Below are 24,024 nucleotides of genomic sequence, written 5' to 3'. Positions count from 1 at the left end.
GCCCGGCGCACCCGACCCATGGGGGAAGGTGATTAACGAAGGGGGAGGCGCTGTTACATCACTTTCGCGCATCGCGGCACGCGGCGAGCAGCGCGCACAGGCCCACCACGTCCATCGCCTCCTCCACCTCGGCCAGTGGCGGCAACGTGGGGGCCAACCGGATGTGCCGATCGTCGGGATCCTGCCCGTACGGATAAGCCGAACCCGCCGGGGTCAGCGCGACCCCGACCGCCTTGGCCAGACGTACGGTCTCCGTGGCGGTGCCGTCCGGCACCTCGAGGTCGATGAAGTACCCGCCCTCGGGACTCGTCCACGTCGCCACGTCGTACCCGCCGAGCCTCCGGCCCAGTGCGGCGGCGGCCGCCTCGAACTTCGGGGCCACGATCTCGCGGTGCTTCTGCATGTGGTCCCGCACCCCGTCGGCGTCACCGAAGAAGCGCGCGTGTGCCAGCTGGTTGACCTTGTTGGGGCCGATCGACCGGATCCCGGTGTGCCCCAGGTACCAGTCGAGGTTCGCCTCGGAGGCGGAGAGGAACGACACCCCCGCCCCGGCGAAGGTGATCTTGGAGGTCGAACACACCTGCAGGAATCGATTGGGGTGACCGGCCTCGGCGGCCAGCGAATCCACATCGGGCACCTTGGGGAAGTCCTCGGTCAGCGTGTGCACCACGTAGGCGTTGTCCCAGATCACCCGGAAGTCCGGGGCGGCCGCGGCCATCCGGGCCAGCCGGGACACGGTGTGGTCGCTGTAGACGGTCCCGGTCGGGTTGGAGTAGATCGGCACACACCACATGCCCTTGATCGACGGGTCCGTGGCGACGAGGTGCTCCACCTCGTCCATGTCCGGGCCGCCCTCCCCCATCGCCACCGGGATCATCTCGATACCGAGGGCTTCGGTGATGCCGAAGTGCCGGTCGTACCCGGGGACCGGGCACAGCCAGCGGAGCTTCGGCTCGTCCTTCCACGGGCGCTCCGAGTCGGGCGTACCGAACAGCATCGAGAACGTCAGCAGGTCGTACATGATCGACAGGCTCGCGTTGTCCTGGGCGATCACGCGGCCGGCGTCCACGCCCAGCAGTTCGGCGATGATCCCGCGGAGCTCCGGCAGACCGGCGCCGCCGCCGTAGTTACGGACGTCGGTCTTGCCGGCCGTGTGGTCGCCCTCCCCCGGAAGCGCCAGCAGTCGCTCGGAGAGATCCAGCTGCTCCGGTGACGGCTTCCCGCGGGTCAGGTCCAGGGACAGTCCCCGGTCGGCGAGCGAGTCGTACTCGGACGACAACTCGGACTCGAGTCGGGTGAGTTCGTCGGCGGAGAGATCGGACAGCGCCATAGTGGCCTCCGGGAGGTCGACATCGTCGGTGGTGTGTGTACCCAGACGTAAAGGGACCCCGCGCACCCGCCAGAGCCCGCTGACCCTTGCTGCCTTCCGGCCCTGGGGGAGTTCACAGGATGGACGCCGCGCGGGGTCCGGTGACGAGTCTAGCCGTGCCGCCTCCGCCGCTGCACGCAGCCCGGGATGTGGCCGGTGATTCCCGGATGGTTTGCCAGTGGTTGGCCGCGCTGGGTACTCTCGTCCACGGAGGATTCGCCTAGTGGCCTATGGCGCTCGCCTGGAACGCGGGTTGGGGTTTATAGCCCCTCAGGGGTTCAAATCCCCTATCCTCCGCCGCAGACGCGGCCCGGTGCTCTCGAGCCCGGGCCGCGTCTCTCATTTCGGCCGGTGCGCCGGCTGCCCCCACCGCAGCCGAGCCCGCTCGGTAGCATCGCGAACGTGACCGAGATCACCAGTCCGGACGTCGAGCTACGGGTGCTCGTCTACAGCCACGACGCCGCGACCCGCAGCCGCGTCATGTCAGCACTGGGCACGCGCCCGCACCCCGACCTCCCCCGACTGCACTTCACCGAGGTCGCCACGGCACCGGTGGTGATCGAGCACATGGACGCCGGGGGGATCGGTCTCGCGATCCTCGACGGCGAGGCCGCCCCCACCGGCGGGCTGGGTCTGGCCAAGCAGCTGCGCGACGAGCTCGACCACACCCCGCCGATCCTCGTGCTGATCGGGCGCGCGGACGACCGGTGGCTGGCCGACTGGTCCCGGGCCGACGCGTCGGTCCCGCACCCGATCGACCCGCTCCGGCTGCGGGACACCGTCACCTCGCTCCTCGCGCCGACCTGAGCGCCCGCCGCCACGGACGGTCGCCGTTGACGGCCACCACAGACCCCGGAAGTCGTCTGCCGAAAGTCCAGACACACGTCAAAGCAATGTGAGTAGAGTCACAGTCGAGGACCGGGACACCCCGATCTGACAGGGAGTCGGCGGGCCGTCAACCCACCACCACCGGTCGCCGACGATCCCATGCGGTTGCAGGAGAAGTCTGCCCACAGGTGCCTTCTCGAGGAACACGCGAGGAGTGACGCGATGAACGAGTACGTGCCGATCCTGGCCCTCGGGGCCGTCGCCGTCGCCTTTGCCGTCTTCTCCTCGCTGGTCTCCTCGCTGGCCGGTCCGAGCCGGTTCAACAGGTCGAAACTCGAGGCCTACGAGTGCGGCATCCAGCCCACCCCGCAGCCGGTCGGCGGCGGACGGTTCCCGGTGAAGTACTACCTCACCGCGATGCTGTTCATCATCTTCGGCATCGAGATCCTCTTTCTCTATCCGTGGGCCGTCCACTTCGACAACCTCGGGTTGTTCGGACTGGCCGCGATGGCCCTGTTCGTCTTCAACGTCTCCGTCGCCTACGCCTACGAGTGGCGTCGGGGCGGACTGAGCTGGGACTGACCGGAACCGGGAGGAGGAGACAGTCATGGGACTGGAGGAGAAACTGCCGAGCGGGTTCCTGCTGACCACGGTCGAGCAACTCGCGGGCTACATGCGCAAGGGGTCGCTCTGGCCCGCCACCTTCGGCCTGGCGTGCTGCGCCATCGAGATGATGGCCACCAGTGGCGGCCGCTACGACCTGGCCCGGTTCGGCACCGAGGTGTTCCGGGCCTCCCCCCGCCAGGCCGATCTGATGATCGTCGCCGGCCGCGTCAGCCAGAAGATGGCCCCGGTCCTGCGCCAGGTGTACGACCAGATGGCCGAGCCCAAGTGGGTGCTGGCCATGGGTGTGTGCGCGTCCTCGGGCGGGATGTTCAACAACTACGCGATCGTCCAGGGCGTCGACCACGTCGTCCCCGTGGACATCTACCTGCCCGGATGCCCGCCGCGGCCCGAGATGCTCATGCACGCGATCATCACCCTGCACGACAAGATCCAGCACATGCCCCTCGGCGCCAACCGGGCCGAGGCCGTCCGCGCGGCGGAGCAGGCGGCCCTGGACCAGCGTCCGCTCATCCCCGTCGAGGGGATGTTCCGGTGACCGGCGATCATCCGGTCCCGGCCGATGCCCCGGACCCCGCGGGCCCGGCCGGATCCGACGCGACCACGGTCGGCGTCCGCCACGGCATGTTCGGGGTGCGCGGCTCCGGGGACACCTCCGGGTTCGGCGGGCTCGTGCGCCCGGTCGACATGCCGGGCGGTACCCGGCCGCCCGACGGTGGGGACGACGACGAGGTGGTCGCCGCGCTCACGGCCGCACTGGCATCGCGGGGCGGACCGACCTTCGACGAGGCCGTGGAGAAGGTCGTGGTGCACGGCGGACAGCTGACCCTGCACGTCCGGCGCCGACATCTGCCGGCGGTCGCGCTGACACTCCGGGACGACCCCGCACTCCGCTTCGAGATGTCACTCGGGGCGAGCGGGGTGCACTACCCCGACGCCGCGGGCCACGAACTGCACGTGGTCTACCCGCTCCAGTCGATCACCCACAACCGCCGGCTGCTGCTGGAGGTCTCGGCCCCGGATTCCGATCCGCACATCCCGTCCCTGACCAGGATCTATCCGACCACCGACTGGCACGAGCGGGAGACCTACGACTTCTTCGGCGTCCACTTCGACGGACACCCCTCACTCACCCGCATCCAGATGCCGGACGACTGGGAGGGCCATCCGCAACGCAAGGACTACCCGCTCGGCGGGATCCCCGTGCAGTACAAGGGCGCGACCATCCCGCCCCCGGACCAGCGGAGGGCCTACAGCTGATGGCCGACAGAACCGACTCGGACACCGTCCTCACCGCGACCGGGCAGGACTGGGAGGCGATCAGCGACGCGGCACGGAACGCCGACGACGACCGCATCGTCGTCAACATGGGCCCCCAGCACCCGTCCACTCACGGGGTGCTGCGGCTCATCCTCGAGATCGAGGGCGAGACCGTCACCCGCGCGAGCTGTGGGATCGGCTACCTGCACACCGGTATCGAGAAGAACCTCGAGTACCGCTACTGGACCCAGGGCGTCACCTTCGTCACCCGGATGGACTACCTCTCGCCGTTCTTCAACGAGGTCGCCTACTGCCTCGGGGTGGAACGGCTGCTCGGGATCACCGACCAGATCCCGGAGCGGGCGTCGGTCATCCGGGTGATGCTCATGGAGCTCAACCGGATCTCCTCGCACATGGTCGCGCTCGCGACCGGCGCCCTGGAACTCGGGGCCAGCACCCCCATGCTGTTCGGCTTCCGCGAGCGGGAGATGGTCCTGGACGTCTTCGAGATCATCACCGGTCTGCGGATGAACCACGCCTACGTCCGGCCCGGCGGGGTGGTCCAGGACCTCCCGGACGAGGCCGTGCCCAAGGTGCGCGAACTCCTGGACGTGATGCCCGGCCGCATCCGCGAGATGGAGCTCCTCCTGCGCCAGAACCCGATCTGGAAGATGCGGCTCGAGGGGGTGGGCTATCTCGACCTCACCGGGTGCATCGCCCTCGGGGTGACCGGACCGGTGCTGCGGGCCAGTGGACTGCCCCACGACGTGCGCCGGACCGATCCGTACTGCGGGTACGAGACCTACGAGTTCGACGTGGTGACCGGGTCGGGCAGCGACTGCTACGACCGGTTCGTCATCCGGGTGGACGAGATGAAGGAGTCGCTGAGGATCGTCGAACAGTGCCTGGACCGGCTCGAGCCCGGCCCCGTGATGGTCGACGACCCCAAGATCGCGTGGCCCGCCCAGCTCAAGGTCGGCCCCGACGGCCTGGGCAACTCCGCCGAGCACGTCCGCCACATCATGGACAGCTCGATGGAGGCCCTGATACATCACTTCAAGCTGGTCACCGAGGGGTTCGCGGTGCCCCCGGGTCAGGTGTACGTGCCGGTCGAGTCGCCCCGCGGCGAGCTGGGAGTGCACATGGTCTCGGACGGCGGCACCCGCCCGTACCGGGTCCACTACCGCGATCCGTCGTTCACCAACCTGCAGGCGGTGGCCGCGATGTGCGAGGGCGGGATGCTCGCCGACGTGATCGCCGCCGTCGCCAGCATCGACCCGGTGATGGGGGGTGTGGACCGATGAGCGGCGAGCCGGTCTTCCTCCAGTTCGGTCAGAAGCCCGACGAACCGGGCGCCATCGTCCACCCGGGCGCACGGCGGACGTACCCGGACGAGGTCCGGGAGCGTCTGGCCGCCGATGCCGCCGTGATCGTCGCCCGCTACCCGCAGGACAGGTCGGCGCTGCTCCCGCTGCTGCACCTCGTGCAGGCGGAGGACGGGCACATCACCCCGGCCGGTATCGAGTTCTGCGCCCGGGTGCTCGACCTGACCGCGGCCGAGGTGATGGCGGTGGCGACGTTCTACTCGATGTACCGCCGCACCCCGACGGGTGACTACCTGGTGGGCGTGTGCACCAACACGCTCTGCGCGGTGATGGGCGGGGACGAGATCCTGGCCTCCCTCGCCGAGCACCTCGAACTCGACGGCCCCGGCACCACGGACGACGGCAGGGTGACCCTGGAGCACATCGAGTGCAACGCCGCCTGCGACTACGCCCCGGTGGTGATGGTCAACTGGGAGTTCTTCGACGACCAGACCCCCGCCTCGGCCCGGCGGGTGGTCGACGACCTGCGGGCCGGGCGGACGGTGACCCCCACCCGCGGTGCTCCGCTGTGCACCTTCCGCGAGACCGCCCGCATCCTCGCGGGCTTTCCCGACCCGCGCCCCGGCGCCAATGACGGCGCGCCCGGCGGGCCCACTCTGACCGGTCTCCGTGCCGCGAGGGCGGCCGGGATGCACGCGCCCGACGCGCCCGATACCCACGCCGGCGCGCCCGGGTCCCAGCCCTCCGCTCCCACCGACGAGGAGGCCTGACATGCCGCTCGCGCCGTACCTCAGCCGATACTGGGACGCCCCGGAGAGCTGGACCCTGGAGACCTATCTGGCCCACGACGGCTACGTGGGTCTGCGACGCGCCCTGGCCACCGGCCCGGACGAGGTCATCTCCACCGTCCTCGACGCGGGTCTGCGCGGCCGAGGCGGGGCGGGGTTCCCCACCGGCCGCAAGTGGGGCTTCATCCCGCAGGCCCCCGGCCCCGACGCCCCCGAGGACCCCGAGGCCTCCGACCCCGCCGCCAAGCCCCACTACCTGGTGGTCAACGCCGACGAGTCCGAGCCCGGGACCTGCAAGGACATGCCCCTCATGCTGGCCACGCCCCACGTGCTGATCGAGGGCATGGTGATCGCGGCGTACGCCATCCGGGCGTCCCACGCGTTCATCTACCTGCGCGGCGAGGTGGTACCGGTGCTCAGACGGCTGCAGACCGCGGTCGCCGAGGCGTACGAGGCCGGGTTCCTGGGGCGCGACATCCTGGGCAGCGGCTTCGACCTGGACATCGTGGTCCACGCGGGCGCCGGGGCCTACATCTGCGGTGAGGAGACCGCGCTCCTCGATTCCCTCGAGGGCCGTCGGGGGCAGCCCCGGCTCCGTCCCCCGTTCCCGGCCGTCGCCGGCCTCTACGCCTGTCCCACCGTGGTCAACAACGTCGAGTCCATCGCGAGCGTCCCGTCGATCCTCCACCACGGGCCCGAGTGGTTCCGCTCGATGGGCTCGGAGAAGTCCCCCGGCTTCACGCTGTACTCGCTGTCCGGCCACGTGGCCCGGCCCGGCCAGTACGAGGCGCCCCTCGGCATCACCCTGCGGGAACTGTTGGACCACGCCGGCGGCATCCGGGAGGGGCACACGCTCAAGTTCTGGACCCCCGGCGGTTCCTCCACCCCGATCCTCACCGACGCCCAGCTGGACATGCCCCTGGACTACGAGGGATGCGCGGCCGAGGGCTCCATGCTCGGCACCAAGGCGCTGCAGATCTTCGACGACACGACCTGCGTGGTGAGGGCCGTGCTGCGCTGGTCGGAGTTCTACGCCCACGAGTCCTGCGGCAAGTGCACACCCTGCCGTGAGGGCACGTTCTGGCTGGTGCAGATCATGCGCAGGCTCGAGGACGGCACCGCGACGGAGAGCGACCTGGACCGGCTGCTCGACATCTCGGACAACATCGTCGGCAAGTCGTTCTGCGCGCTCGGGGACGCCGCCGGCGCTCCCATCATGTCGTCCATCGCGCTCTTCCGGGACGAGTACCTGGCCCACATCCCCGACGGTTGTCCCTTCGATCACAGTCGCTCGACCGTCTTCGCCCGGACCGAGGAGGTAGCCCGATGACCCCCGACGACCGCGTGCCCAACAAGATCACCCCGCGCGCCGACGACACCGTCGCCGACCTGAAACCCGACGGGGACGAGGACCTGGTCACCCTCACCGTGGACGGTCGCCGGGTCTCCGTGCCCGCCGGCACGCTGGTGATCCGCGCCGCCGAACGCCTCGGCGTTCAGATCCCGCGGTTCTGCGACCATCCATTGCTCGAGCCGGCCGGCGCGTGCCGCCAGTGCATCGTCGAGGTCGAGGGCGCCCCCAAACCCGTGACCTCCTGCACCACCCCGGTCACCGAGGACATGGTGGTGCGCACCCAGTTCACCTCCGAGATCGCGGACAAGGCCCAACGCGGGGTCATGGAGCTCCTGCTGATCAACCACCCGCTGGACTGCCCCGTCTGCGACAAGGGCGGTGAGTGTCCGCTCCAGAACCAGGCACTCTCCAGCGGCCACGGGCACTCCCGGTTCACCGAGGTCAAGCGCACGTTCCCCAAGCCCATCGCGATCTCGGCGCAGGTCCTGCTCGACCGCGAGCGGTGCGTGATGTGCGCCCGGTGCACCCGGTTCTCGGACCAGATCGCGGGCGACCCGTTCATCGACCTGATGGAACGGGGATCCCAGCAGCAGGTGGGCGTCTTCGGGGACGAGCCCTTCGAGTCCTACTTCTCCGGCAACACCGTCCAGATCTGCCCCGTCGGGGCGCTCACCGGTGCCGCCTACCGCTTCCGGGCGCGCCCGTTCGACCTGGTCTCGAGCCCCGGCGTCTGCGAGCACTGCGCCAGCGGCTGTGGGCAGCGGACGGACCACCGCCGCGGGAAGGTCCTGCGCAGGCTGGCCGGCGACGACCCGGACGTCAACGAGGAGTGGAACTGCGACAAGGGCCGGTGGGCCTTCGCCTACGCCACGCAACCCGACCGCCTCACCACCCCGATGATCCGCGGCCGGGACGGGGGCCTGGTCCCGGTCCCGTGGAGCACCGCGCTCGCCACGGCCGCCGCGGGGTTGTCCGCCGCACGCGGTCGCACGGGCGTCCTGACCGGCGGTCGACTCACCCGGGAGGACGCGTACGCCTACGCCAAGTTCGCCCGAGCGGTCCTGGGGACCGACGACGTCGACTTCCGTGCGCGCCCTCAGTCCTCCGAGGAGGCGGAGTTCCTCGCCCGGCACGTGGTCGGCCGCGGCCCGGGTGGTGCCGGGGCGGTCACCTACGCCGATCTCGAGACCGCACCGGTGGTCGTGCTGGTGGGCTTCGACCCCGAGGAGGAGTCGCCGATCGTCTTCCTCCGCCTGCGCAGGGCCGCGCGCGACCTCGGGGTGCGGGTCGTCTCGGTGGCCCCGTTCGCCTCGCCGTCCGTGCGCAAGACAGGCGCCACGCTCGTGCCGACGGTGCCGGGTGACGAGCCGGAGGTCCTCGCCGCGTTGGCCCGGGTGGCGGGTCCGAACGGGCCCGACTCGTCCGGGCTGTCGGGCCTGTCCGAACTGTCCGAGCTGTCCGAGCTGTTAGAGCTGTCCGACCTGTCCGACCTGTCCGACCTGCCCGCGCTCCTGCGCGCCCCCGGCGCCGTGATCCTGGTGGGCGAGCGACTGGGAGCGGTCCCCGGGGGCCTTCCGGCGGCGGAGGCGCTCGCCGACGCCACCGGGGCGCGCCTGGCGTGGATCCCGCGTCGGGCCGGCGAGCGGGGGTCCCTCGAGGCGGGATGCCTGCCCGGGTTGCTGCCCGGGGGCCGGCCCGTCTCGGACGAGGGCGCCCGACGCGCGCTGGCCGACCTGTGGCGCTCGGAACCGTTGCCCGACACGCCCGGCAGGTCCACCGACGACCAGCTCCGGGACGTCGCCTCGGGAGACCTGACCGCACTGCTGGTGGGCGGGGTCGAGGCCGCGGACCTGTCCGACCCCCGCGCGGCCCTCGCCGCGATCGACGCCGCGGGGTTCGTGGTGAGCATCGAGCTGCGCCGGAGCGAGATCAGCGACCGCGCCGACGTGGTCCTGCCGGTCGCACCCGTGGCCGAGAAGGCCGGCACCTTCCTCACCTGGGAGGGCCGCGAGCGCCCCTTCGCCGCCGCGCTGACCGGTGGTGACGCCCTCCCCGACCACCGGGTCCTCAACGCCCTCGCCGAGGAGATGGGCGCCTGGTTCGGCCTCCCCGACGTCGAGTCCGTCCGCCGGGAGCTGGCGGCCGTGGGTGAGACCATGGGGGCGCAGCCGCCCTCCGGTGCACAGCCGCTCCCGTCGATGTACTCGCGCCCCCACCGAAGCGCAGGCGCGAGTGCATCGACGGTGGCGGATGCGCGCGCCGGGCAGGCCGTCCTGGCCACCTGGCGGCTGCTGCTGGACTCGGGGCGGATGCAGGACGGTGAACCGCACCTGGCCGGGACGGCCCGGACCCCCGTGGCCAGGCTCTCCGCGGCCACCGCCCTCGAGGCCGGCGTCGCGGACGGCGATCCGTTGACCGTCTCCACGGAGAGCGGATCGATCACCCTGCCCTGCGTGGTCACCGCGATGCCCGATCGCGTGGTGTGGCTGCCGCAGAACTCACCCGGGTCGACCGTCAACGCCACGCTCGCCGCGGCCGCGGGGGACGTCGTCCGGATCGGCGCCGGGGAGGGGGCCTCGTGACCTCGCAGGGATATGCGGACCTGTCCGCCTTCGGCATCGACCCGTGGTGGCTGGTGCTGCTCAAGGTTCTCGCGGTCTTCGTGTTCCTCGTGGTGACGGTGCTCGCCGCGATCTACCTCGAGCGCAAGGTCATCGCCTGGATGCAGATGCGCGTGGGACCCAACCGGGTCGGCCCGCTGGGCATGCTGCAGAGCCTCGCCGACGGCGTCAAGATCGCCCTCAAGGAGGGACTGATCCCCGCGGGGGTCGACAAGCCCGTCTTCCTGTTGGCGCCGGTCATCGCGGTGATCCCGGCGTTCATGGCGTTCGCGGTGATCCCCTTCGGACCCGAGGTCTCGATCTTCGGACACCGGACGCCGCTGCAACTCACCGACCTGAACGTGGGCGTGCTCTACATCCTGGCCGTCACCTCGATCGGCGTGTACGGCATCGTGCTGGCCGGTTGGTCCTCCGGCTCCACCTATCCCCTGCTCGGTGGGCTGCGGTCCACGGCGCAGGTGATCAGTTACGAGATCGCGATGGCACTGTCCTTCGTCGGCGTGTTCCTGTTCGCCGGAACCATGTCGACCTCGGGGATCGTCGCCGCTCAGTCCGAGGTCTGGTTCGTGTTCCTCCTGGCGCCCTCGTTCCTCATCTACGTGATCTCCATGGTCGGCGAGACCAACCGCGCGCCCTTCGACCTCCCCGAGGCCGAGGGCGAGCTGGTCGGGGGGTTCCACACCGAGTACTCGTCGCTGCGGTTCGCCATGTTCATGCTGGCCGAGTACGTCAACATGACGACGGTCTCGGCCCTGGCGGCCACCCTGTTCCTCGGCGGCTGGCAGGCACCGCTGCCGTTCTCCCTGATCGACGGCGCGGACTCCGGGTGGTGGGCGCTGCTGTGGTTCGTGATCAAGGTGTGGGGCTTCATGTTCCTGTTCATCTGGCTGCGCGCCACCCTGCCGAGGTTGCGCTACGACCAGTTCATGGGCTTCGGCTGGAAGGTGCTCATCCCCGTCTCCCTGGGATGGGTGATGGCCGTGGCGAGCATCCGGGCGTTCTCGAACGCCGGCTACGACGGCCTGACCATCGCGCTGGTGACCGCCGGCGTGATCGCCGCGGCCGTGATCGTGGTGGCCCTCCGCACCCGGATCGGCACCCGCCCCCACCGCGGGGGCGCCGCCGACCCGACGCCCTTCGACCCGGTCGCGGGCGGGTTCCCCGTCCCACCGCTACCCCACCAGCGCGCGGCGTTGTCCGGGCGCACCGCGACACCCCAGCGCACGCCCTCGTCCGGGCGCACCGCGACACCCCAGCGCACCGCATCGGAGGAGGCCCCCAATGCCTAGGGTTCCGAGAATCCTCGAGCCGATCGCCGGGTTCGGTGTCACGTTCGCGACGATGTTCCGCAAGAAGCACACCGAGCAGTACCCGGAGGAGAAGGTCCCCACCGCTCCCCGCTACCACGGCCGCCACCAGCTCAACCGCTACGCCGACGGCCTCGAGAAGTGCATCGGCTGCGAGCTGTGCGCGTGGGCCTGCCCGGCGGACGCGATCTTCGTGGAGGGCGCCGACAACACCGAGGACGAGCGTTACTCCCCCGGCGAGCGCTACGGGCGGATCTACCAGATCAACTACCTACGCTGCATCGGGTGCGGCCTCTGCGTGGAGGCCTGCCCGACCCGCGCGCTGACCATGACCAACGAGTACGAGATGGTCGGCGACGACCGGGCCGGGCTCATCTACGAGAAGCAGGACCTGCTGGGGCCGATGCTCGACGGGATGGTCCCCGCGCCGCACGACATGGCCCCGGGCACGACGCACGCCGACTACTACCGCGGCGACGTCCTCCGCGCGGCGCAGAGCGCACCCCACGGGGCGGCGCCGGGCGAGGACTCCCCGCCGACCCAGGGCGCGCCCTCACACGGGGACGGGTCCTGATGGCCGGGGCACCGGTGTCCACCGGGGAGTCGGTCCTGTTCTGGGTGCTGGCGGTCGTCGTCGTCGTCGGCGCGCTCGGGGTGGTCTCCGCCAAGAAGGCGGTCTACTCCGCCCTGTGTCTGGCCATGACGATGGTCGCCCTGGCCGTGCTGTACATGGCGCAGGGCGCGGTGTTCCTGGGCGTGGGCCAGATCGTCGTCTACACCGGCGCGGTGATGATGCTGTTCCTGTTCGTGGTCATGCTCATCGGCGTGGAGTCCTCGGAGTCCCTGGTCGAGCGGATCCGCGGACACCGCGTGGCCGCGATCGTCGCCGGGCTAGGCTTCGGGGTCCTCCTGGCGACCGGCCTCGCCCGCGCGGAGCTGCCGCCCTTCACCGGCTTCGGCGCCGACCACAATGACGTGCCGGCACTGGCCGAGCTGCTGTTCACCCGCCACGTGTGGGCGTTCGAGCTCACCGGCGTGTTGCTGATCATCGCCACCCTGGGGGCCATGGTGCTCGCGCACCGCGAACGGTTCTCCGGCCGACGGACCCAGCGCGAGATGTCCGAGCAGCGCTTCCTGGACTGGCAGCACGACGGCCACGCCCGCGTGACGCCGCTGCCCAGCCCCGGCGTGTACGCGCGGCGCAACTCCGCGGACATGCCGGCCCGGCTGCCCGACGGCTCGGACTCCACCGACTCGGTGAGCGACGTCCTTCGCCGGCACGGCGGCGGCAGGGAACTGGGACCCGGAGACGATCCGGGGGCCGGCGGTACGGCGGGACCTGCCGAGGGGGGACGACCGTGAACCCGGAGAACTATCTCTACCTCTCGGCCGTACTGTTCACCATCGGTGCGGCCGGGTTCCTGCTGCGGCGCAACGCGATCGTGGTGTTCATGTGCATCGAGCTCATGCTCAACGCCACCAACCTGGCCCTGGTGACGTTCGCCCGGATGCACGGCGACGTGGGCGGTCACGTGTTCGCGTTCTTCGTCATGGTGGTGGCCGCGGCCGAGGTCGTGATCGGCCTGGCGATCATCATGGCCATCTACCGTTCCCGCCGATCGGCCTCGATCGACGACGCCAGTCTGCTCAGGTATTGAGGACGCGCGGATGACTCCTGATGTGACGTTGTGGCTGATCCCCGGCCTGCCGCTGCTCGGCGCCGCCCTCCTGCTGCTCCTGGGCCGCCGCAGCGACCCGTGGGGACACCTGCTTGGCTGCGCCACCGCGCTGGCCGCGTTCTGCGCGGCCGCCTGGCAGTTCGCCGCCATGCTCGGCCGCGGGGCCGCCGACCGCACCCTGCAACAGACGCTGTTCACCTGGATCTCGGTGGGCGACCTCCACGTGGACATGGGCCTGCGACTGGACCAGCTCTCCATGGTGTTCGTGCTGCTGATCACCGGCGTCGGCCTGCTCATCCACGTGTACTCGACCGGGTACATGGCCGCCGATCCGGCGCGACGCAAGTTCTTCGCCTACCTCAACCTGTTCCTGGCCGCGATGCTGCTGCTGGTGATGGCCGACGACTTCCTGGTGCTCTACCTGGGGTGGGAGGGCGTGGGCCTGGTCTCCTACCTGCTCATCGGGTTCTGGCAGCACAAGCCGTCCGCGGCCACCGCGGCCAAGAAGGCGTTCCTGGTCAACCGCGTCGGGGACATGGGGCTCGCCGTGGCCCTGATGGTGATGGTCACGCAGCTGGGGACCCTGTCGTTCGAGGGCGTCTTCGCCGCCGTCGGCGGTGCCGACGGCGCCGCGCCCGCGGTCGGGTCCGGCCTGGTCACCGCGCTCGGCCTGCTGTTGCTCCTGGGCGCCTGCGCCAAGTCCGCCCAGGTGCCGCTGCAGTCGTGGCTCGGGGACGCCATGGAGGGCCCCACCCCGGTGTCGGCGCTGATCCACGCGGCCACCATGGTCACCGCCGGCGTCTACCTGATCACCCGGGCCAACCCGATCTTCGACGCGGCCCCGGCGGCGCGGACCGCGGTGATCGCCGTCGGCGCGGTGACGCTGCTGTTCGGCGCCGTGATCGGCTGCGCGAAGGATGACATCAAGAAGGTGCTCGCCGCCTCCACCATGAGCCAGGTGGGATACATGGTCATGGCCGCCGGGTTCGGCCCCGCCGGGTACGCGCTGGCGATCATGCACCTGCTCACCCACGGCTTCTTCAAGGCCGGGCTGTTCCTCGGAGCGGGATCGGTGATGCACGGTCTCGACGACGAGGTCGACATGCGCCGCTACGGCGCCCTGCGCGCGGTCATGCCGGTCACCTTTGTCACCTTCGGACTCGGCTACCTCGCGATCATCGGCGTCCCACCGTTCTCCGGCTTCTACTCCAAGGAGGGGATCATCTCCGCGGCGTTCGACGTGGGCGGCGGCGGGGCGGCCGGATACCTGCTCGGCGCGGTGGCGCTGCTCGGAGCAGGGCTGACCGCCTTCTACATGACGCGCGTGATGATCCTGACCTTCTTCGGCCGGCAGCGATGGCGCGAGGGGGCCCAACCACACGAGTCGCCGGTGTCCATGACGGCGCCGATGATCCTCATCGCGGTGGGGTCCGTGATCTCCGGGGCCCTGCTCGCGATCGGCGGGCGGCTGGAGGGTTGGCTGGCCCCGGTCGTGGGCGAGCACCACGCCGAGCACGTGCTGCCGGTGTGGCTGGTCACCACCGCCTCGCTGGTGGTCGTGGCCGTCGGGATCGCGGTCGCGGTGCGACGGTACGGCCGCGCCGACATCCCGGAGCAGGCGCCCTCGGAGGTCTCCGCGCTCACCCGCGCCGCCCGCCGCGACCTCTACGCCGACGCCGTCAACGAGGGTGTGCTGATGCGGCCGGGGCAGGCCCTGGTCGCGGGAACGGCGGTGGTCGACCGCAGGGTCGTGGGCGGCGCGACCGGCGGTGTCGCGGCGGCGATCGGACTCCTGTCCGCCCGCGGCCGACTCCTGCAATCCGGACTCACCCGCTCCTACGCGCTGTACATGCTCCTCGGCGCGGCCCTGATCATCGCCGCCATGTCGGCCGGAGGTGTGCTGTGAACGGGCCCGGTCTGCTCTCCGCGCTGTGGCTCACGCCGCTGATCGGCGCCCTCGTCGTCGTCGTCCTCCCCTCCGGCGCGCGACGCGCGGCCAGGCCCCTCGCCCTGGCCACCTCCCTCGTCGTGCTGGCGGTGGCGGTCGCGCTCGCGGTGGGGTTCGACCCCGGCGGCGAGACCCACCAGTTCGTCGAGTCCCACCCGTGGATCCCCGCCTTCGGCGCCTCCTACACGCTCGGACTCGACGGGATCGCGCTGGTGCTGGTCCTGCTCACGGCCGCCCTCATGCCACTGCTCCTACTGGCCGGGTGGCACGATGTCGCCGCGTCCGACAGTCGACGCGCGCAGGCGTACCCGGCGCTGATGCTGGCCACGCAGGGGTTGGCGCTGGTGGCGTTCACCAGCCTGGACGTGCTGCTGTTCTACGTCGCGTTCGAGGCCATGCTCATCCCGCTGTACTTCCTCATCGGCGGCTTCGGCCGCAGCGATTCCAGCGGGGCCGACCGGGCGGCGGCGGCCGTGCGGTTCCTCATCTACAACCTCCTCGGCGGGCTGGTCATGCTCGTCGCGGTGATCGGGCTGTACGTGCTCACCGCCCGCGCCGGGCTGGGGGACGCCGGGACGGACGGCGGATCGATCGGCGCCGGGACGTTCGACTACCGCCTCATCACCGCGGCCGTGGCGGACGGCCGGCTCGAGATCACGACCGGCGTGGCGCTGCTGATGTTCGCGGCCTTCACCCTGGCCTTCGCGATCAAGGCGCCGCTGTGGCCGTTCCACACCTGGCTGCCCGGCGCGGCCGTGGCCGCGACCCCCGCCTCGGCGGTGCTGATGATGGCGGTCGTGGACAAGGTCGGCACGTTCGCGATGCTGCGCTACAGCCTGCCGCTGTTCCCGGACGCGGCCGCCACGGCGGCGCCGGTGCTCGTCACGCTGGCGGTGATCAGCATCGTCTACGGCGGCGTGATGGCCATCGCCCAGACCGACCTGCTCCGGCTGATCGCCTACGCCTCCATCTCCCACTTCGGGTTCATCGTCCTGGGCATCTTCGCCAGGACGGAGCAGTCCGCGGCCGGATCGGCGCTCTACATGGTCAACCACGGAGTCGCCACGGCCGCGTTGTTCCTCGTGGCCGGGTTCCTCGTCCACCGGCACCGCATCCGGGAGATCGGCTACTACGGCGGTGTCCAGCAGGTCGCGCCCGTGATGGCCGGGACGTTCCTCATCGCCGGCCTGGCCACGCTCTCCCTGCCCGGGTTGGCCCCGTTCGTCAGCGAGTTCCTGGTGTTCGTCGGGACCTTCGGCCCGTACCCGGTGGCCGCCGTGCTCGCCACGAGCACGTTCGTCCTGGCGGCGGTCTACATCCTGTGGACCTACCAGCGGGTGATGGGTGGACCCCCGGCTCCCGGGCTCGCGCGGACACCGGATCTCGACGCCCGGGAACTCGTGGTGGTGATCCCGCTGGTGGTGGCGCTGATCGTGCTGGGCTTCTACCCGCAGCCCGCGTTGGACGTGATCGAACCGGCGGTCGCCCACACCGTCGCACTGGTGGGAGGAACCCGATGACCCCGGACATCGCGTACGGATCGCTCTCGCCGCTGCTCGTGGTGTTCGGCGCGGGGATCGTCAGCGTGCTGGTGGAGGCGTTCGTCCCCGCGCGGCGCCGCTATGGCACACAGATGGCCGTCTACCTGGGAGGTCTCGCCGCCGCGCTGATCTCGGTGGTCCTCCTGGCCGGGACCCGGATCGTCACGGCCGAGGGGGCGGTCGCGGTCGACGGCCCGGCGCTGTTCCTGCAGGGCCTGACCGTGGTCGTGGCCCTCGGCGCCGGCCTGCTGATCGGCGAACGCACCGTGATCCCGTCGGCCTCCCGCAGAAAGGTGCTCGCGGGCTTCGCGCCCCAGGCCGCCGTGGCCCCCGGCGGCTCGGGCGAACGCGAGGCCGAGCGCGCCGGATTCACCCAGACGGAGATCTTCCCGCTCGCGCTCTTCGCCACGGGCGGCCTCATGCTGTTCCCCGCGGCGAACGACCTGATCACGCTGTTCATCGCGCTGGAGGTGCTCTCCCTGCCGCTGTACGTCCTGTGCGGGATGGCCCGGCGCCGACGGCTGCTCTCGCAGGAGGCCGCGGTCAAGTACTTCCTCCTGGGCGCGTTCTCCTCGGCGTTCTTCGTCTACGGCGTCGCGCTGGTGTACGGCTACGCCGGGACCGTGGACTACCGGGGGATCGCCGACGTCGTGGAGTCCGAGGGCGCCAGCCCGCTGATCCTCATCGGCGTGGCCATGATGTCGGTGGGCCTGCTGTTCAAGGTCGGCGCCGTGCCGTTCCACACCTGGACGCCCGACGTCTACCAGGGCGCGCCCACCGCGATCACCGCGTTCATGGCCGCCGGCACCAAGGTCGCCGCGTTCGGCGCGATCCTGCGCTTCTTCCACACCGCGGTGCCCGGGCTCGAGGCGGACTGGGCGCCCGTGCTGTGGGTGATCGCGGCGCTGACGATGATCGTGGGGACGATCGTGGGCGTCGCGCAGAACGACGTCAAGCGGCTACTGGCCTACTCCTCCATCGCCCACGCCGGGTTCCTGCTCACCGGGGTGATCGCGGTCCAGGCCGCCGGGGCGACGGCGATGCTGTTCTACCTCGCGGCGTACGCCGTCAGCACGGTGGGCGTGTTCGCGGTGGCCGGGCTGGTCCGCGACGCCGACGGTGCCGAGATCAGCGACCTGCGGGCCTGGGCCGGGCTCGGTCGGCGTCAGCCGCTGGTGGCGGGCGCGTTCGCGGTGCTGCTGCTGGCCCTGGCGGGCATACCGCTGACCAGCGGGTTCATCGCCAAGTTCGCCCTCTTCTCGGCGGCCGTGACCGGGGGCGCGGTGACCCTGGTGGTGATCGGCGTGCTCACCAGCGCGATCGCGGCGTCGTTCTACGTGCGCGTGATCGTGGTGATGTTCTTCCGCGACGCCGATTCCGGGGGCTCGGGTGGCTCGGGTGCCGCGGGCTCGGGGGTGGGCGGCTCGGGCGTGGCCGGCTCGGGCGTGGCGTTCGCCCGCCAACCGGCGACCCTGGCCGTGGTCGCGGCCGCCACGGTGCTCACCCTGGCGCTGGGGATCGCCCCGCAGCCGCTCCTCGATCTGGCAGAGGCCGCCTCGACGTTCGCCTGGTGAGCCCCAGTCCTCGTCGAGAAGAGCGTTTCGCCCGCATCTGCCGAGAGCAAGTGTGCGGAACGCTCTTCTCGATGGGGTAGGTCAGTCCATGCCCAGCGGGGTCGCGTCGAACTCCCCGGACAGCGCCGAGACCGACCGGGCCAGCCGCAGGTCCCGCCGGGTCACGCCGTCGACGTCGTGGCTGCGCAGGTCCAGGGTCACCTCGTCGTAGCTCCACAGCAGGTCGGGGTGGTGGTCCTGCGAATTGGCGGCCTGCCCGATCGCGGCGACCAGGTTGATCGCGGCCTGCGGGGTCTCGCACACGGCGGTGTAGGTCAGCGAGCCCTCGGACAGCGCCCAGCCGGGGAGATCTGCCAGCCCCTCGGCGATCTGCTCCTCGGTCAGGCGGGTCCGGTCGTCGGCGTCGGGGCGTGCGTTGTCGGCGTCTGCGCTCATACCGCCCAGTCTGGCACCTCTCGCCGCGCCCGGCACGTCCCGCCACGTCCGGCCTCTCGGGCCCCCGGCCTACCCTGAGGACGTGGACTCCCCCGCCAGCAACCCTCCCCGCGGCGCCGGCCGGTACGCCCCCAGCCCGTCGGGCGACCTGCACCTGGGCAACCTGCGCACCGCGGTGGTGGCCTGGGTGCTGGCCCGCGACTCGGGTCGCGCGTTCCGCATGCGCGTCGACGACCTCGACACCGCGCGCGCCCGCCCCGGCATGGCCGGGCGGCAGCTCGAGGACCTGGCATCGATCGGGATCGACTGGGACGGCGAGATCATGTGGGAATCCGAGCGCGCGGAGGCCTACGCCGCGGCCGCAGACCGTCTGGCCGGCGCCGACCTGGTCTACGAGTGCTACTGCTCGCGCCGAGAGATCGCCGAGGCGCCCCGTGCCCCCCACTCCCCGCCCGGCGCATATCCCGGCACCTGCCGGAACCTGACCGAGGCCGAGCGGACAGCCCGCCGAGAGGCACTCGGCCCGGGCCGCGTGCCGGCCCTGCGGCTGCGGGCAGGCATCCCCGAGCTCACCGTCGACGACCTGGTCCACGGCCCCTATACAGGCGTTGTGGACGACGTGGTGCTGCGACGCGGTGACGGCGTGTGGGCGTACAACCTCGCCGTCGTCGTCGACGATGCCGACCAGGGCGTGGACCAGGTGGTCCGCGGCGAGGACCTCCTGCCCTCCACACCCCGCCAGGCCTATCTGGCCGACCTCCTCGGCCTGCGCCGGCCGGAGTACGTCCACGTCCCGCTCGCGGTCAACGCCGCCGGCGAGCGCCTGGCCAAGCGGGACGGGGCGGTGACCCTGGCCGACCTGGCGCTGGAGGGGACGACGACGAGGGCGGCAGTGGCCCGGATCGTGGCGTCTCTCGGTGGACCGCCCGGCGCGGACTCGATCGACGCCCTGCGAGGGGTGGTCACTCCCGGGTCGCTGCGGTCCGGCCCGTGGGTCGTCGCCTGACCGTCGAACCCGGACGTTCGAGACGACGGGCGTCGGGCGGTCGGTGGATTCGCCGGTCGGGCGCGTCTGCACGGATAATCGACGCCCGTGACCACTTCATCGCAGCAGAACCCTGATCCTCGCGGGCCTGGGCGGCCGGACGGGACCACTCCCGAGCCGGCGCGCAGCACCCGGGACTCCTCCGACCCGACCATGTCCGACCCGACCCCCACCAGCCCCGCCCCCGACGCCCGGGACGACCGCAGCGGCACCGACCGCGCGGTCTTCGCCACCGTCGCCAGCCCGTACTACGGCTACCTGATCGCCTTGTTCGTGGGCGTCATGCTCATCAGCAACGTCACCGGCACCAAGGGCGTCCTGCTCTTCCCCGACCTGAGCTTCGAACTCGGGTTCCTCAGCCTCGACGGTCTCGTCACCGACGGCGCCTTCCTGCTCTTCCCGCTGGCGTACGTGCTGGGCGACGTGATCAGCGAGGTGTACGGCTTCAAGGCGATGCGCCGTGTCGTCCTCTCCGGCTTCGCCGTCCTGGCGCTGGCGGCGCTGAGCTTCACGTTCACCGTCCACTTGCCGCCGGCCCCGTTCTACGAGAACCAGGACGCGTTCGAGGCCGTCGCCGGCGTGATCCCGCAGTTCTTCCTGGCCGGCCTGGCCGGCTACGTGGTGGGCGAGCTGCTCAACAGCTACGTCCTGGTGTGGATGAAGCGCCGCACCGGTGAGAAGACCCTGTGGGCCAGGCTGCTCGGCTCAACCGTGGTCGGCCAGCTCGCGGACACCATCGTCTTCTGCACCATCGCGGCACCCGCCCTGGGCATGGTCCTCGGGTCGGGCGACTACTGGAACTACGTGGTGATCGGGTTCGTCTGGAAGACCCTCGTCGAGGCGGTCCTGCTGCCGGTGACGTACGTCGTGATCGCGTGGATCAAGAAGCGCGAGCCCAGCTATCAGACCGCCCTGGCCGGATCGACCGTGGCGCGATCGCCCCTGGCAGACTCGAGGGCATGACCTCCCACGACGAGGGCGCGGGTGGCGGCGGCTCGGGCGTCGGGCGCGACGGGAGCGGCGCATCGATACGGGTGCTCGGCGCCACCGTCGACGACCAGACCCGCTGCGTCCACTACCGCGGGCCCCTCGACGTGGTGGCGATCCGCTTCCACTGCTGCCGGGAGTTCTACCCGTGCTTCCGCTGCCACGCCGATGCCGCTGACCACGCGGTCTCGGCGTGGCCGCGGGCCGAGTTCGACGCCCCGGCGATCCTGTGCGGTGTCTGCCGGACCACGCTGTCGATCACCGAGTACCTGAACGCACACGGGTGCCCGGCCTGCAGGGCGCCGTTCAACCCGGGCTGCTCATTGCATCACTCGATCTACTTCGACGGCTGACTCTCTTACCCCGGGCTCAGTACTCCCCGTAGAACGTCTCGAGGAGTAGTGCAGACACGCGGCACGCGGCGGCGATCGAGTCCAGCCGCTGCTGGGTCGTGGCGTCGCCTGGAAGCTCGCGGTGGTACTCCCCCCGCGGCAGGAGTTCGAGCACCTCGCGCAGTCGCCCCACTTGGTGGCGATCGATCCCGTACTCGCCCGCGACCGTCAGGATCTCACGCATTACCTCACGCAGTGCCTCACCCTCTCCTGGGCTCAACCGGCCCTTGATCTCCCGGATACCCAGGTGGACCTCGATCGGGGGTTCATTCCCCTCGTCGTCAAACTCGAACTCGGCGAGCAACTCCGAATGGTCCGCGATGAGGTTGTAGAGCAAATCCGCGGCCACCTCGGGTCCCGGCCACACCCCCTCGTGGTCATCGAACGGGATCTCGGCCGCGCGTCCCATCAGTCGCTCCGCCGCGTCCTGCTCGCCGCTCCCCATCCGGTCTAGGGCTTTGACCAGGAGATTCTCGGCGGCCTGCATCGCCGCCTGACTAAAGGGTCCCAGAGGAGCTGTGGGCGCCATCGGATTGGTTCCGAAAGCGGTTCGCTGAGCGTATATCGCATCGATCTCGTCCAGAGTCTCGCCAAGGTCCATGCCGACAGCTTTCCACGCATCTGCGCGACTGCGCGACTGCGCGACTGCGCGACTGCGCGACTGCGCGACTGCGCGACTGCGCGACTGCGACCGACACTGACGCCTCACCCGAGGTGCGCGTCCGGAATGGTCCAGAGACGGCGCGCACCCCTTCCGGCGGCTGACAGGGGGGCCGCATAAGCCGAAGAGGGCGCGTACGTCATCGGCGCGGACGGGCCCCGCGGGACGTCCCCCGAGGAAGGCGCGCACGGGCCCGGCGGACGCCGACCGGGTAAGGCGCGGGCGGTGCTACGTCGAGTAGTACCGCCCCAGGAACTGGGACTTGTACGCCAGGTACTCGTCGGGCCCGGCGTCCATCGCGGCGCGCACCTCGTCGACCAGCCGCACCACGAACGCCAGGTTGTGCAGGGTGAGCAGGGTCGACCCGAGGAACTCCTTGGCCTTGAACAGGTGATGCAGGTACGCGCGGCTGTACTCCCGCGAGACCTCGGACGGCCCCTCGGGGTCGAGCGCGCTGTGGTCGTGCCGGAACTGGGCCCGGGTGACGTTGACCCGCCCGTCCAGCGTGTAGATCCCGCCGTGGCGGGCGAGCCGGGTGGGCGCGACACAGTCGAACGTGTCGGCCCCGTTCTCCACCGCCGTGAAGATGTCGTCGGGCTCGCTGATCCCCAGCAGGTGGCGCGGCCGGTCCTCGGGCAGTTCCTCGGTGCACCAGCCCACGATGGTGCCGAGGTTCTCCTTCTCCAGCGCCCCGCCGATCCCGTAGCCGCCGAACCCGCGGCGCCCCTGTTCCTCGGCGCGGTCGCTCATCTCCACGAGCCCGCGCACGGCCTGCCGCCGCAGGTCCTCGAACTGCGCGCCCTGGACCACGCCCCACAGTGACTGACCGGGCCGGTGCCCGCGCTCCACCGACAGGCGTTCGTGCTCGTCGAGACACCGCTGCGCCCAACGCCGCGTGCGCTCGACCGACCTCTCCTGGTACTCGCGGGTGTTCATGAGCGTGGTGAGCTCGTCGAAGGCGAACAGGATGTCGGCCCCCAGACCGTGCTGGATCCGCATCGACACCTCCGGGGAGAACCGGTGCGGCGACCCGTCGAGGTGCGAGGTGAAGGTGACACCGTCCTCGTCGACCTTCGCGAGCCTCCCCTGGCCCTTGTTGGTGGCGGAGTCGTCCGGGGCCCCGGCCGCGCCCGCCGACATCTCGATCACCTTCTTGAAGCCCACCCCGAGGCTCATCACCTGGAAGCCCCCGGAGTCGGTGTAGGTGGGCCCGGACCAGCGCATGAACTCCCCCAGCCCGCCGGCGGCGTCCACCACGTCGTGGCCGGGCTGCAGGTACAGGTGGTAGGCGTTGGCCAGGACGGCCTGCGCGCCGGTCGAGCGGACCTGCTCCGGGGTGAGGGTCTTGACGGTGGCCTTGGTGCCGACGGGCACGAACGCCGGGGTGGCGATGTCGCCGTGCGGGGTGTGGATGACGCCGGTGCGGCCCCCCGCGGTGCCGTCGAGGACCATCCGGGACCCCACGTCGAAGGTCGTCGCGCGTGGGGTGGGGGGCGTGTGATCCGACATGTGTCCCATCGTGGCACGACGGTCCGGGGGGCCGGCCCTGGCCCTACGATGGGGGGAATCGACGACGGCAGGAATCGACGACGACGAGGTGAGCGATGCCCGGTACCAGCGGCCGACGGCTCTCCCGGCACGAGCGCCGCGACCAACTGGTGGTCCTGGGAGTGAGACTCCTGGAGACGGTGCCGTTCCACGCGCTGTCGATGGATGACGTGGCCGAGCGGGCGGGGGTCTCGCGCAGCCTGCTGTTCCACTACTTCCCCACCAAACTGAACTACCTCACGGCGGTGGTCAACGCGGCCGCCGACCACGTCCTGTCGCTCACCGAGGTGCCGGAGGGGGCCAGCGCGGAGGACCGCACCCGGGCGATCATCACCGCACTGGTGCGCTACATCCAGCGGCGGCGCGACAACTACGTGGCGGTCCTGCGGTCGGGCAGGTCCGTGGACCCGGTCCTCGAGCAGGTCGTGGACGGGATGCACCGCACCATCAGCCTGCGCATCCTCCACAGCATCGGGGTGGTCCGACCCGGCCCGATGGCCCTGGTGCTCACCCGCGCCTGGTTGGCCGGTGTCGAGGAGTTGGCGCTGCTGGGCGAGGAGTCCGGGCTGCCCCAGGAGACCGTGATCGACTCCGCGATCACCACGCTCCGGGCGGTCGCCGCCCTGCCGGACTTCGTCGCCGACGTCTTCCCGGGTGACGACGCGGAATGAGATCAGGCCCGAGATGAGGCCCGACATGGGGAGAGCCCCGGAACTCCGATGAGTTCCGGGGCTCTCC

23 protein-coding genes, 1 tRNA gene and 1 other RNA gene are annotated in these 24,024 nt (G+C 70.9%); 20 read left to right on the top strand and 5 right to left on the bottom strand.

Annotated elements, in window-relative coordinates; genetic code table 11:
* Positions 1–58: 58 nt before the first annotated feature.
* Positions 59–1,330 carry an aminotransferase class I/II-fold pyridoxal phosphate-dependent enzyme gene (locus tag CEY15_RS02615; protein ID WP_095717154.1) on the bottom strand — a complete coding sequence of 424 codons (1,272 nt, stop codon included), beginning with the start codon at positions 1,328–1,330 and terminating at the stop codon, positions 59–61.
* A gap of 47 nt (positions 1,331–1,377) precedes the next feature.
* Positions 1,378–1,472, bottom strand: an RNA gene (gene ffs, locus CEY15_RS02610) — signal recognition particle sRNA small type.
* Positions 1,473–1,578: 106 nt separating this feature from the next.
* On the opposite strand from ffs, the gene CEY15_RS02605 reads away from it, so the two are divergent.
* The 16 genes from CEY15_RS02605 to nuoN all read left to right on the top strand — a co-directional run bounded on the left by CEY15_RS02605 (position 1,579) and on the right by nuoN (position 18,218).
* A tRNA-Ser gene (locus CEY15_RS02605) sits at positions 1,579–1,666 on the top strand.
* Between the two features lie 96 nt (positions 1,667–1,762).
* On the top strand, positions 1,763–2,176 hold the full coding sequence (locus tag CEY15_RS02600) for a hypothetical protein (RefSeq protein WP_370650913.1): 414 nt from the start codon (positions 1,763–1,765) through the stop codon (positions 2,174–2,176).
* 243 nt (positions 2,177–2,419) lie between these two features.
* Positions 2,420–2,779 carry an NADH-quinone oxidoreductase subunit A gene (locus CEY15_RS02595; RefSeq protein ID WP_095717152.1) on the top strand — a complete coding sequence of 120 codons (360 nt, stop codon included), beginning with the start codon at positions 2,420–2,422 and terminating at the stop codon, positions 2,777–2,779.
* A 25-nt stretch (positions 2,780–2,804) separates the two neighbouring features.
* Positions 2,805–3,359, top strand: coding sequence for a NuoB/complex I 20 kDa subunit family protein (locus CEY15_RS02590; RefSeq protein ID WP_095717151.1), 555 nt, complete (start codon positions 2,805–2,807; stop codon positions 3,357–3,359).
* Positions 3,360–3,445: 86 nt separating this feature from the next.
* Positions 3,446–4,081, top strand: a complete 636-nt coding sequence (locus CEY15_RS02585; protein WP_206682165.1) for an NADH-quinone oxidoreductase subunit C — start codon at positions 3,446–3,448, stop codon at positions 4,079–4,081.
* Positions 4,081–5,385 carry an NADH dehydrogenase (quinone) subunit D gene (nuoD, locus tag CEY15_RS02580; RefSeq protein WP_095717149.1) on the top strand — a complete coding sequence of 435 codons (1,305 nt, stop codon included), beginning with the start codon at positions 4,081–4,083 and terminating at the stop codon, positions 5,383–5,385. Before CEY15_RS02585 ends, nuoD begins: the two co-directional genes overlap by 1 nt.
* Positions 5,382–6,176, top strand: coding sequence for an NADH-quinone oxidoreductase subunit NuoE (gene nuoE, locus CEY15_RS02575; protein WP_095717148.1), 795 nt, complete (start codon positions 5,382–5,384; stop codon positions 6,174–6,176). Before nuoD ends, nuoE begins: the two co-directional genes overlap by 4 nt.
* Position 6,177: 1 nt before the next feature.
* Positions 6,178–7,524, top strand: a complete 1,347-nt coding sequence (gene nuoF / locus CEY15_RS02570; RefSeq protein ID WP_095717147.1) for an NADH-quinone oxidoreductase subunit NuoF — start codon at positions 6,178–6,180, stop codon at positions 7,522–7,524.
* Positions 7,521–10,130, top strand: a complete 2,610-nt coding sequence (locus tag CEY15_RS02565) for an NADH-quinone oxidoreductase subunit G (RefSeq protein WP_095717146.1) — start codon at positions 7,521–7,523, stop codon at positions 10,128–10,130. Before nuoF ends, CEY15_RS02565 begins: the two co-directional genes overlap by 4 nt.
* Complete coding sequence (nuoH, locus tag CEY15_RS02560) at positions 10,127–11,458, top strand: NADH-quinone oxidoreductase subunit NuoH (RefSeq protein WP_095717145.1); 1,332 nt, start codon at positions 10,127–10,129, stop codon at positions 11,456–11,458. The genes CEY15_RS02565 and nuoH overlap by 4 nt, the downstream gene beginning before the upstream one ends.
* A complete protein-coding gene (nuoI, locus tag CEY15_RS02555) occupies positions 11,451–12,050 on the top strand; it encodes an NADH-quinone oxidoreductase subunit NuoI (protein WP_095717144.1) in 600 nt (199 codons plus the stop codon). Before nuoH ends, nuoI begins: the two co-directional genes overlap by 8 nt.
* The gene (locus tag CEY15_RS02550) at positions 12,050–12,838 is read left to right on the top strand and encodes an NADH-quinone oxidoreductase subunit J (RefSeq protein WP_095717143.1); all 789 of its coding nucleotides are present in this window, start codon (positions 12,050–12,052) and stop codon (positions 12,836–12,838) included. The genes nuoI and CEY15_RS02550 overlap by 1 nt, the downstream gene beginning before the upstream one ends.
* Complete coding sequence (gene nuoK, locus CEY15_RS02545) at positions 12,835–13,134, top strand: NADH-quinone oxidoreductase subunit NuoK (protein WP_095717142.1); 300 nt, start codon at positions 12,835–12,837, stop codon at positions 13,132–13,134. The genes CEY15_RS02550 and nuoK overlap by 4 nt, the downstream gene beginning before the upstream one ends.
* 10 nt (positions 13,135–13,144) lie before the next feature.
* Positions 13,145–15,061 carry an NADH-quinone oxidoreductase subunit L gene (gene nuoL, locus CEY15_RS02540; RefSeq protein ID WP_095717141.1) on the top strand — a complete coding sequence of 639 codons (1,917 nt, stop codon included), beginning with the start codon at positions 13,145–13,147 and terminating at the stop codon, positions 15,059–15,061.
* Positions 15,058–16,623 carry an NADH-quinone oxidoreductase subunit M gene (locus tag CEY15_RS02535; RefSeq protein ID WP_095717140.1) on the top strand — a complete coding sequence of 522 codons (1,566 nt, stop codon included), beginning with the start codon at positions 15,058–15,060 and terminating at the stop codon, positions 16,621–16,623. Before nuoL ends, CEY15_RS02535 begins: the two co-directional genes overlap by 4 nt.
* Positions 16,620–18,218 (top strand): NADH-quinone oxidoreductase subunit NuoN, encoded by a 1,599-nt coding sequence (gene nuoN, locus CEY15_RS02530; protein WP_095717139.1) that lies wholly within the window; start codon positions 16,620–16,622, stop codon positions 18,216–18,218. The genes CEY15_RS02535 and nuoN overlap by 4 nt, the downstream gene beginning before the upstream one ends.
* Positions 18,219–18,299: 81 nt before the next feature.
* Here nuoN and CEY15_RS02525 read toward each other — a convergent pair whose 3' ends face one another.
* Positions 18,300–18,653, bottom strand: coding sequence for a 4a-hydroxytetrahydrobiopterin dehydratase (locus CEY15_RS02525; protein ID WP_095717138.1), 354 nt, complete (start codon positions 18,651–18,653; stop codon positions 18,300–18,302).
* An 82-nt stretch (positions 18,654–18,735) separates the two neighbouring features.
* On the opposite strand from CEY15_RS02525, the gene gluQRS reads away from it, so the two are divergent.
* From gluQRS to CEY15_RS02510, 3 genes are all read left to right on the top strand, one after another.
* Positions 18,736–19,659 (top strand): tRNA glutamyl-Q(34) synthetase GluQRS, encoded by a 924-nt coding sequence (gene gluQRS, locus CEY15_RS02520; protein ID WP_095717137.1) that lies wholly within the window; start codon positions 18,736–18,738, stop codon positions 19,657–19,659.
* A gap of 192 nt (positions 19,660–19,851) precedes the next feature.
* Positions 19,852–20,661 carry a queuosine precursor transporter gene (locus CEY15_RS02515; protein ID WP_095717136.1) on the top strand — a complete coding sequence of 270 codons (810 nt, stop codon included), beginning with the start codon at positions 19,852–19,854 and terminating at the stop codon, positions 20,659–20,661.
* The gene (locus tag CEY15_RS02510) at positions 20,658–21,038 is read left to right on the top strand and encodes a CHY zinc finger protein (protein ID WP_017836326.1); all 381 of its coding nucleotides are present in this window, start codon (positions 20,658–20,660) and stop codon (positions 21,036–21,038) included. Before CEY15_RS02515 ends, CEY15_RS02510 begins: the two co-directional genes overlap by 4 nt.
* Before the next feature lie 16 nt (positions 21,039–21,054).
* On the opposite strand, the gene CEY15_RS02505 is transcribed toward CEY15_RS02510, so the two are convergent.
* The gene (locus CEY15_RS02505; protein ID WP_017836325.1) at positions 21,055–21,564 is read right to left on the bottom strand and encodes a hypothetical protein; all 510 of its coding nucleotides are present in this window, start codon (positions 21,562–21,564) and stop codon (positions 21,055–21,057) included.
* Positions 21,565–21,966: 402 nt separating this feature from the next.
* Positions 21,967–23,247, bottom strand: coding sequence for a tRNA guanosine(34) transglycosylase Tgt (tgt, locus tag CEY15_RS02500; RefSeq protein ID WP_176474993.1), 1,281 nt, complete (start codon positions 23,245–23,247; stop codon positions 21,967–21,969).
* 95 nt (positions 23,248–23,342) lie between these two features.
* Between tgt and CEY15_RS02495 the strand changes: the two genes are divergently transcribed.
* Entirely contained in the window at positions 23,343–23,957 is a 615-nt protein-coding gene (locus tag CEY15_RS02495) for a TetR/AcrR family transcriptional regulator (protein WP_095717135.1), read from the top strand.
* The last annotated feature ends 67 nt before the right edge of the window (positions 23,958–24,024 follow it).

The organism is Dietzia natronolimnaea, assembly GCF_002289575.1.
Taxonomy (GTDB): domain Bacteria; phylum Actinomycetota; class Actinomycetes; order Mycobacteriales; family Mycobacteriaceae; genus Dietzia; species Dietzia natronolimnaea_A.
The sequence above is the reverse complement of the archived record's forward strand: the minus strand, read 5'-3'. Positions and strand labels throughout refer to the sequence as shown.

Coding starts and splice junctions, on each gene's coding strand:
- CEY15_RS02615 (WP_095717154.1), bottom strand. CDS start 1,330: ATGGCGCTGTCCGATCTCTCCGCCGACGAACTCACCCGACTCGAGTCC.
- CEY15_RS02595 (WP_095717152.1), top strand. CDS start 2,420: ATGAACGAGTACGTGCCGATCCTGGCCCTCGGGGCCGTCGCCGTCGCC.
- CEY15_RS02590 (WP_095717151.1), top strand. CDS start 2,805: ATGGGACTGGAGGAGAAACTGCCGAGCGGGTTCCTGCTGACCACGGTC.
- CEY15_RS02585 (WP_206682165.1), top strand. CDS start 3,446: ATGTTCGGGGTGCGCGGCTCCGGGGACACCTCCGGGTTCGGCGGGCTC.
- nuoD (WP_095717149.1), top strand. CDS start 4,081: ATGGCCGACAGAACCGACTCGGACACCGTCCTCACCGCGACCGGGCAG.
- nuoE (WP_095717148.1), top strand. CDS start 5,382: ATGAGCGGCGAGCCGGTCTTCCTCCAGTTCGGTCAGAAGCCCGACGAA.
- nuoF (WP_095717147.1), top strand. CDS start 6,178: ATGCCGCTCGCGCCGTACCTCAGCCGATACTGGGACGCCCCGGAGAGC.
- CEY15_RS02565 (WP_095717146.1), top strand. CDS start 7,521: ATGACCCCCGACGACCGCGTGCCCAACAAGATCACCCCGCGCGCCGAC.
- nuoI (WP_095717144.1), top strand. CDS start 11,451: ATGCCTAGGGTTCCGAGAATCCTCGAGCCGATCGCCGGGTTCGGTGTC.
- CEY15_RS02550 (WP_095717143.1), top strand. CDS start 12,050: ATGGCCGGGGCACCGGTGTCCACCGGGGAGTCGGTCCTGTTCTGGGTG.
- nuoL (WP_095717141.1), top strand. CDS start 13,145: ATGACTCCTGATGTGACGTTGTGGCTGATCCCCGGCCTGCCGCTGCTC.
- nuoN (WP_095717139.1), top strand. CDS start 16,620: ATGACCCCGGACATCGCGTACGGATCGCTCTCGCCGCTGCTCGTGGTG.
- CEY15_RS02525 (WP_095717138.1), bottom strand. CDS start 18,653: ATGAGCGCAGACGCCGACAACGCACGCCCCGACGCCGACGACCGGACC.
- CEY15_RS02515 (WP_095717136.1), top strand. CDS start 19,852: ATGTCCGACCCGACCCCCACCAGCCCCGCCCCCGACGCCCGGGACGAC.
- CEY15_RS02510 (WP_017836326.1), top strand. CDS start 20,658: ATGACCTCCCACGACGAGGGCGCGGGTGGCGGCGGCTCGGGCGTCGGG.
- CEY15_RS02505 (WP_017836325.1), bottom strand. CDS start 21,564: ATGCAGGCCGCCGAGAATCTCCTGGTCAAAGCCCTAGACCGGATGGGG.
- tgt (WP_176474993.1), bottom strand. CDS start 23,247: ATGTCGGATCACACGCCCCCCACCCCACGCGCGACGACCTTCGACGTG.
- CEY15_RS02495 (WP_095717135.1), top strand. CDS start 23,343: ATGCCCGGTACCAGCGGCCGACGGCTCTCCCGGCACGAGCGCCGCGAC.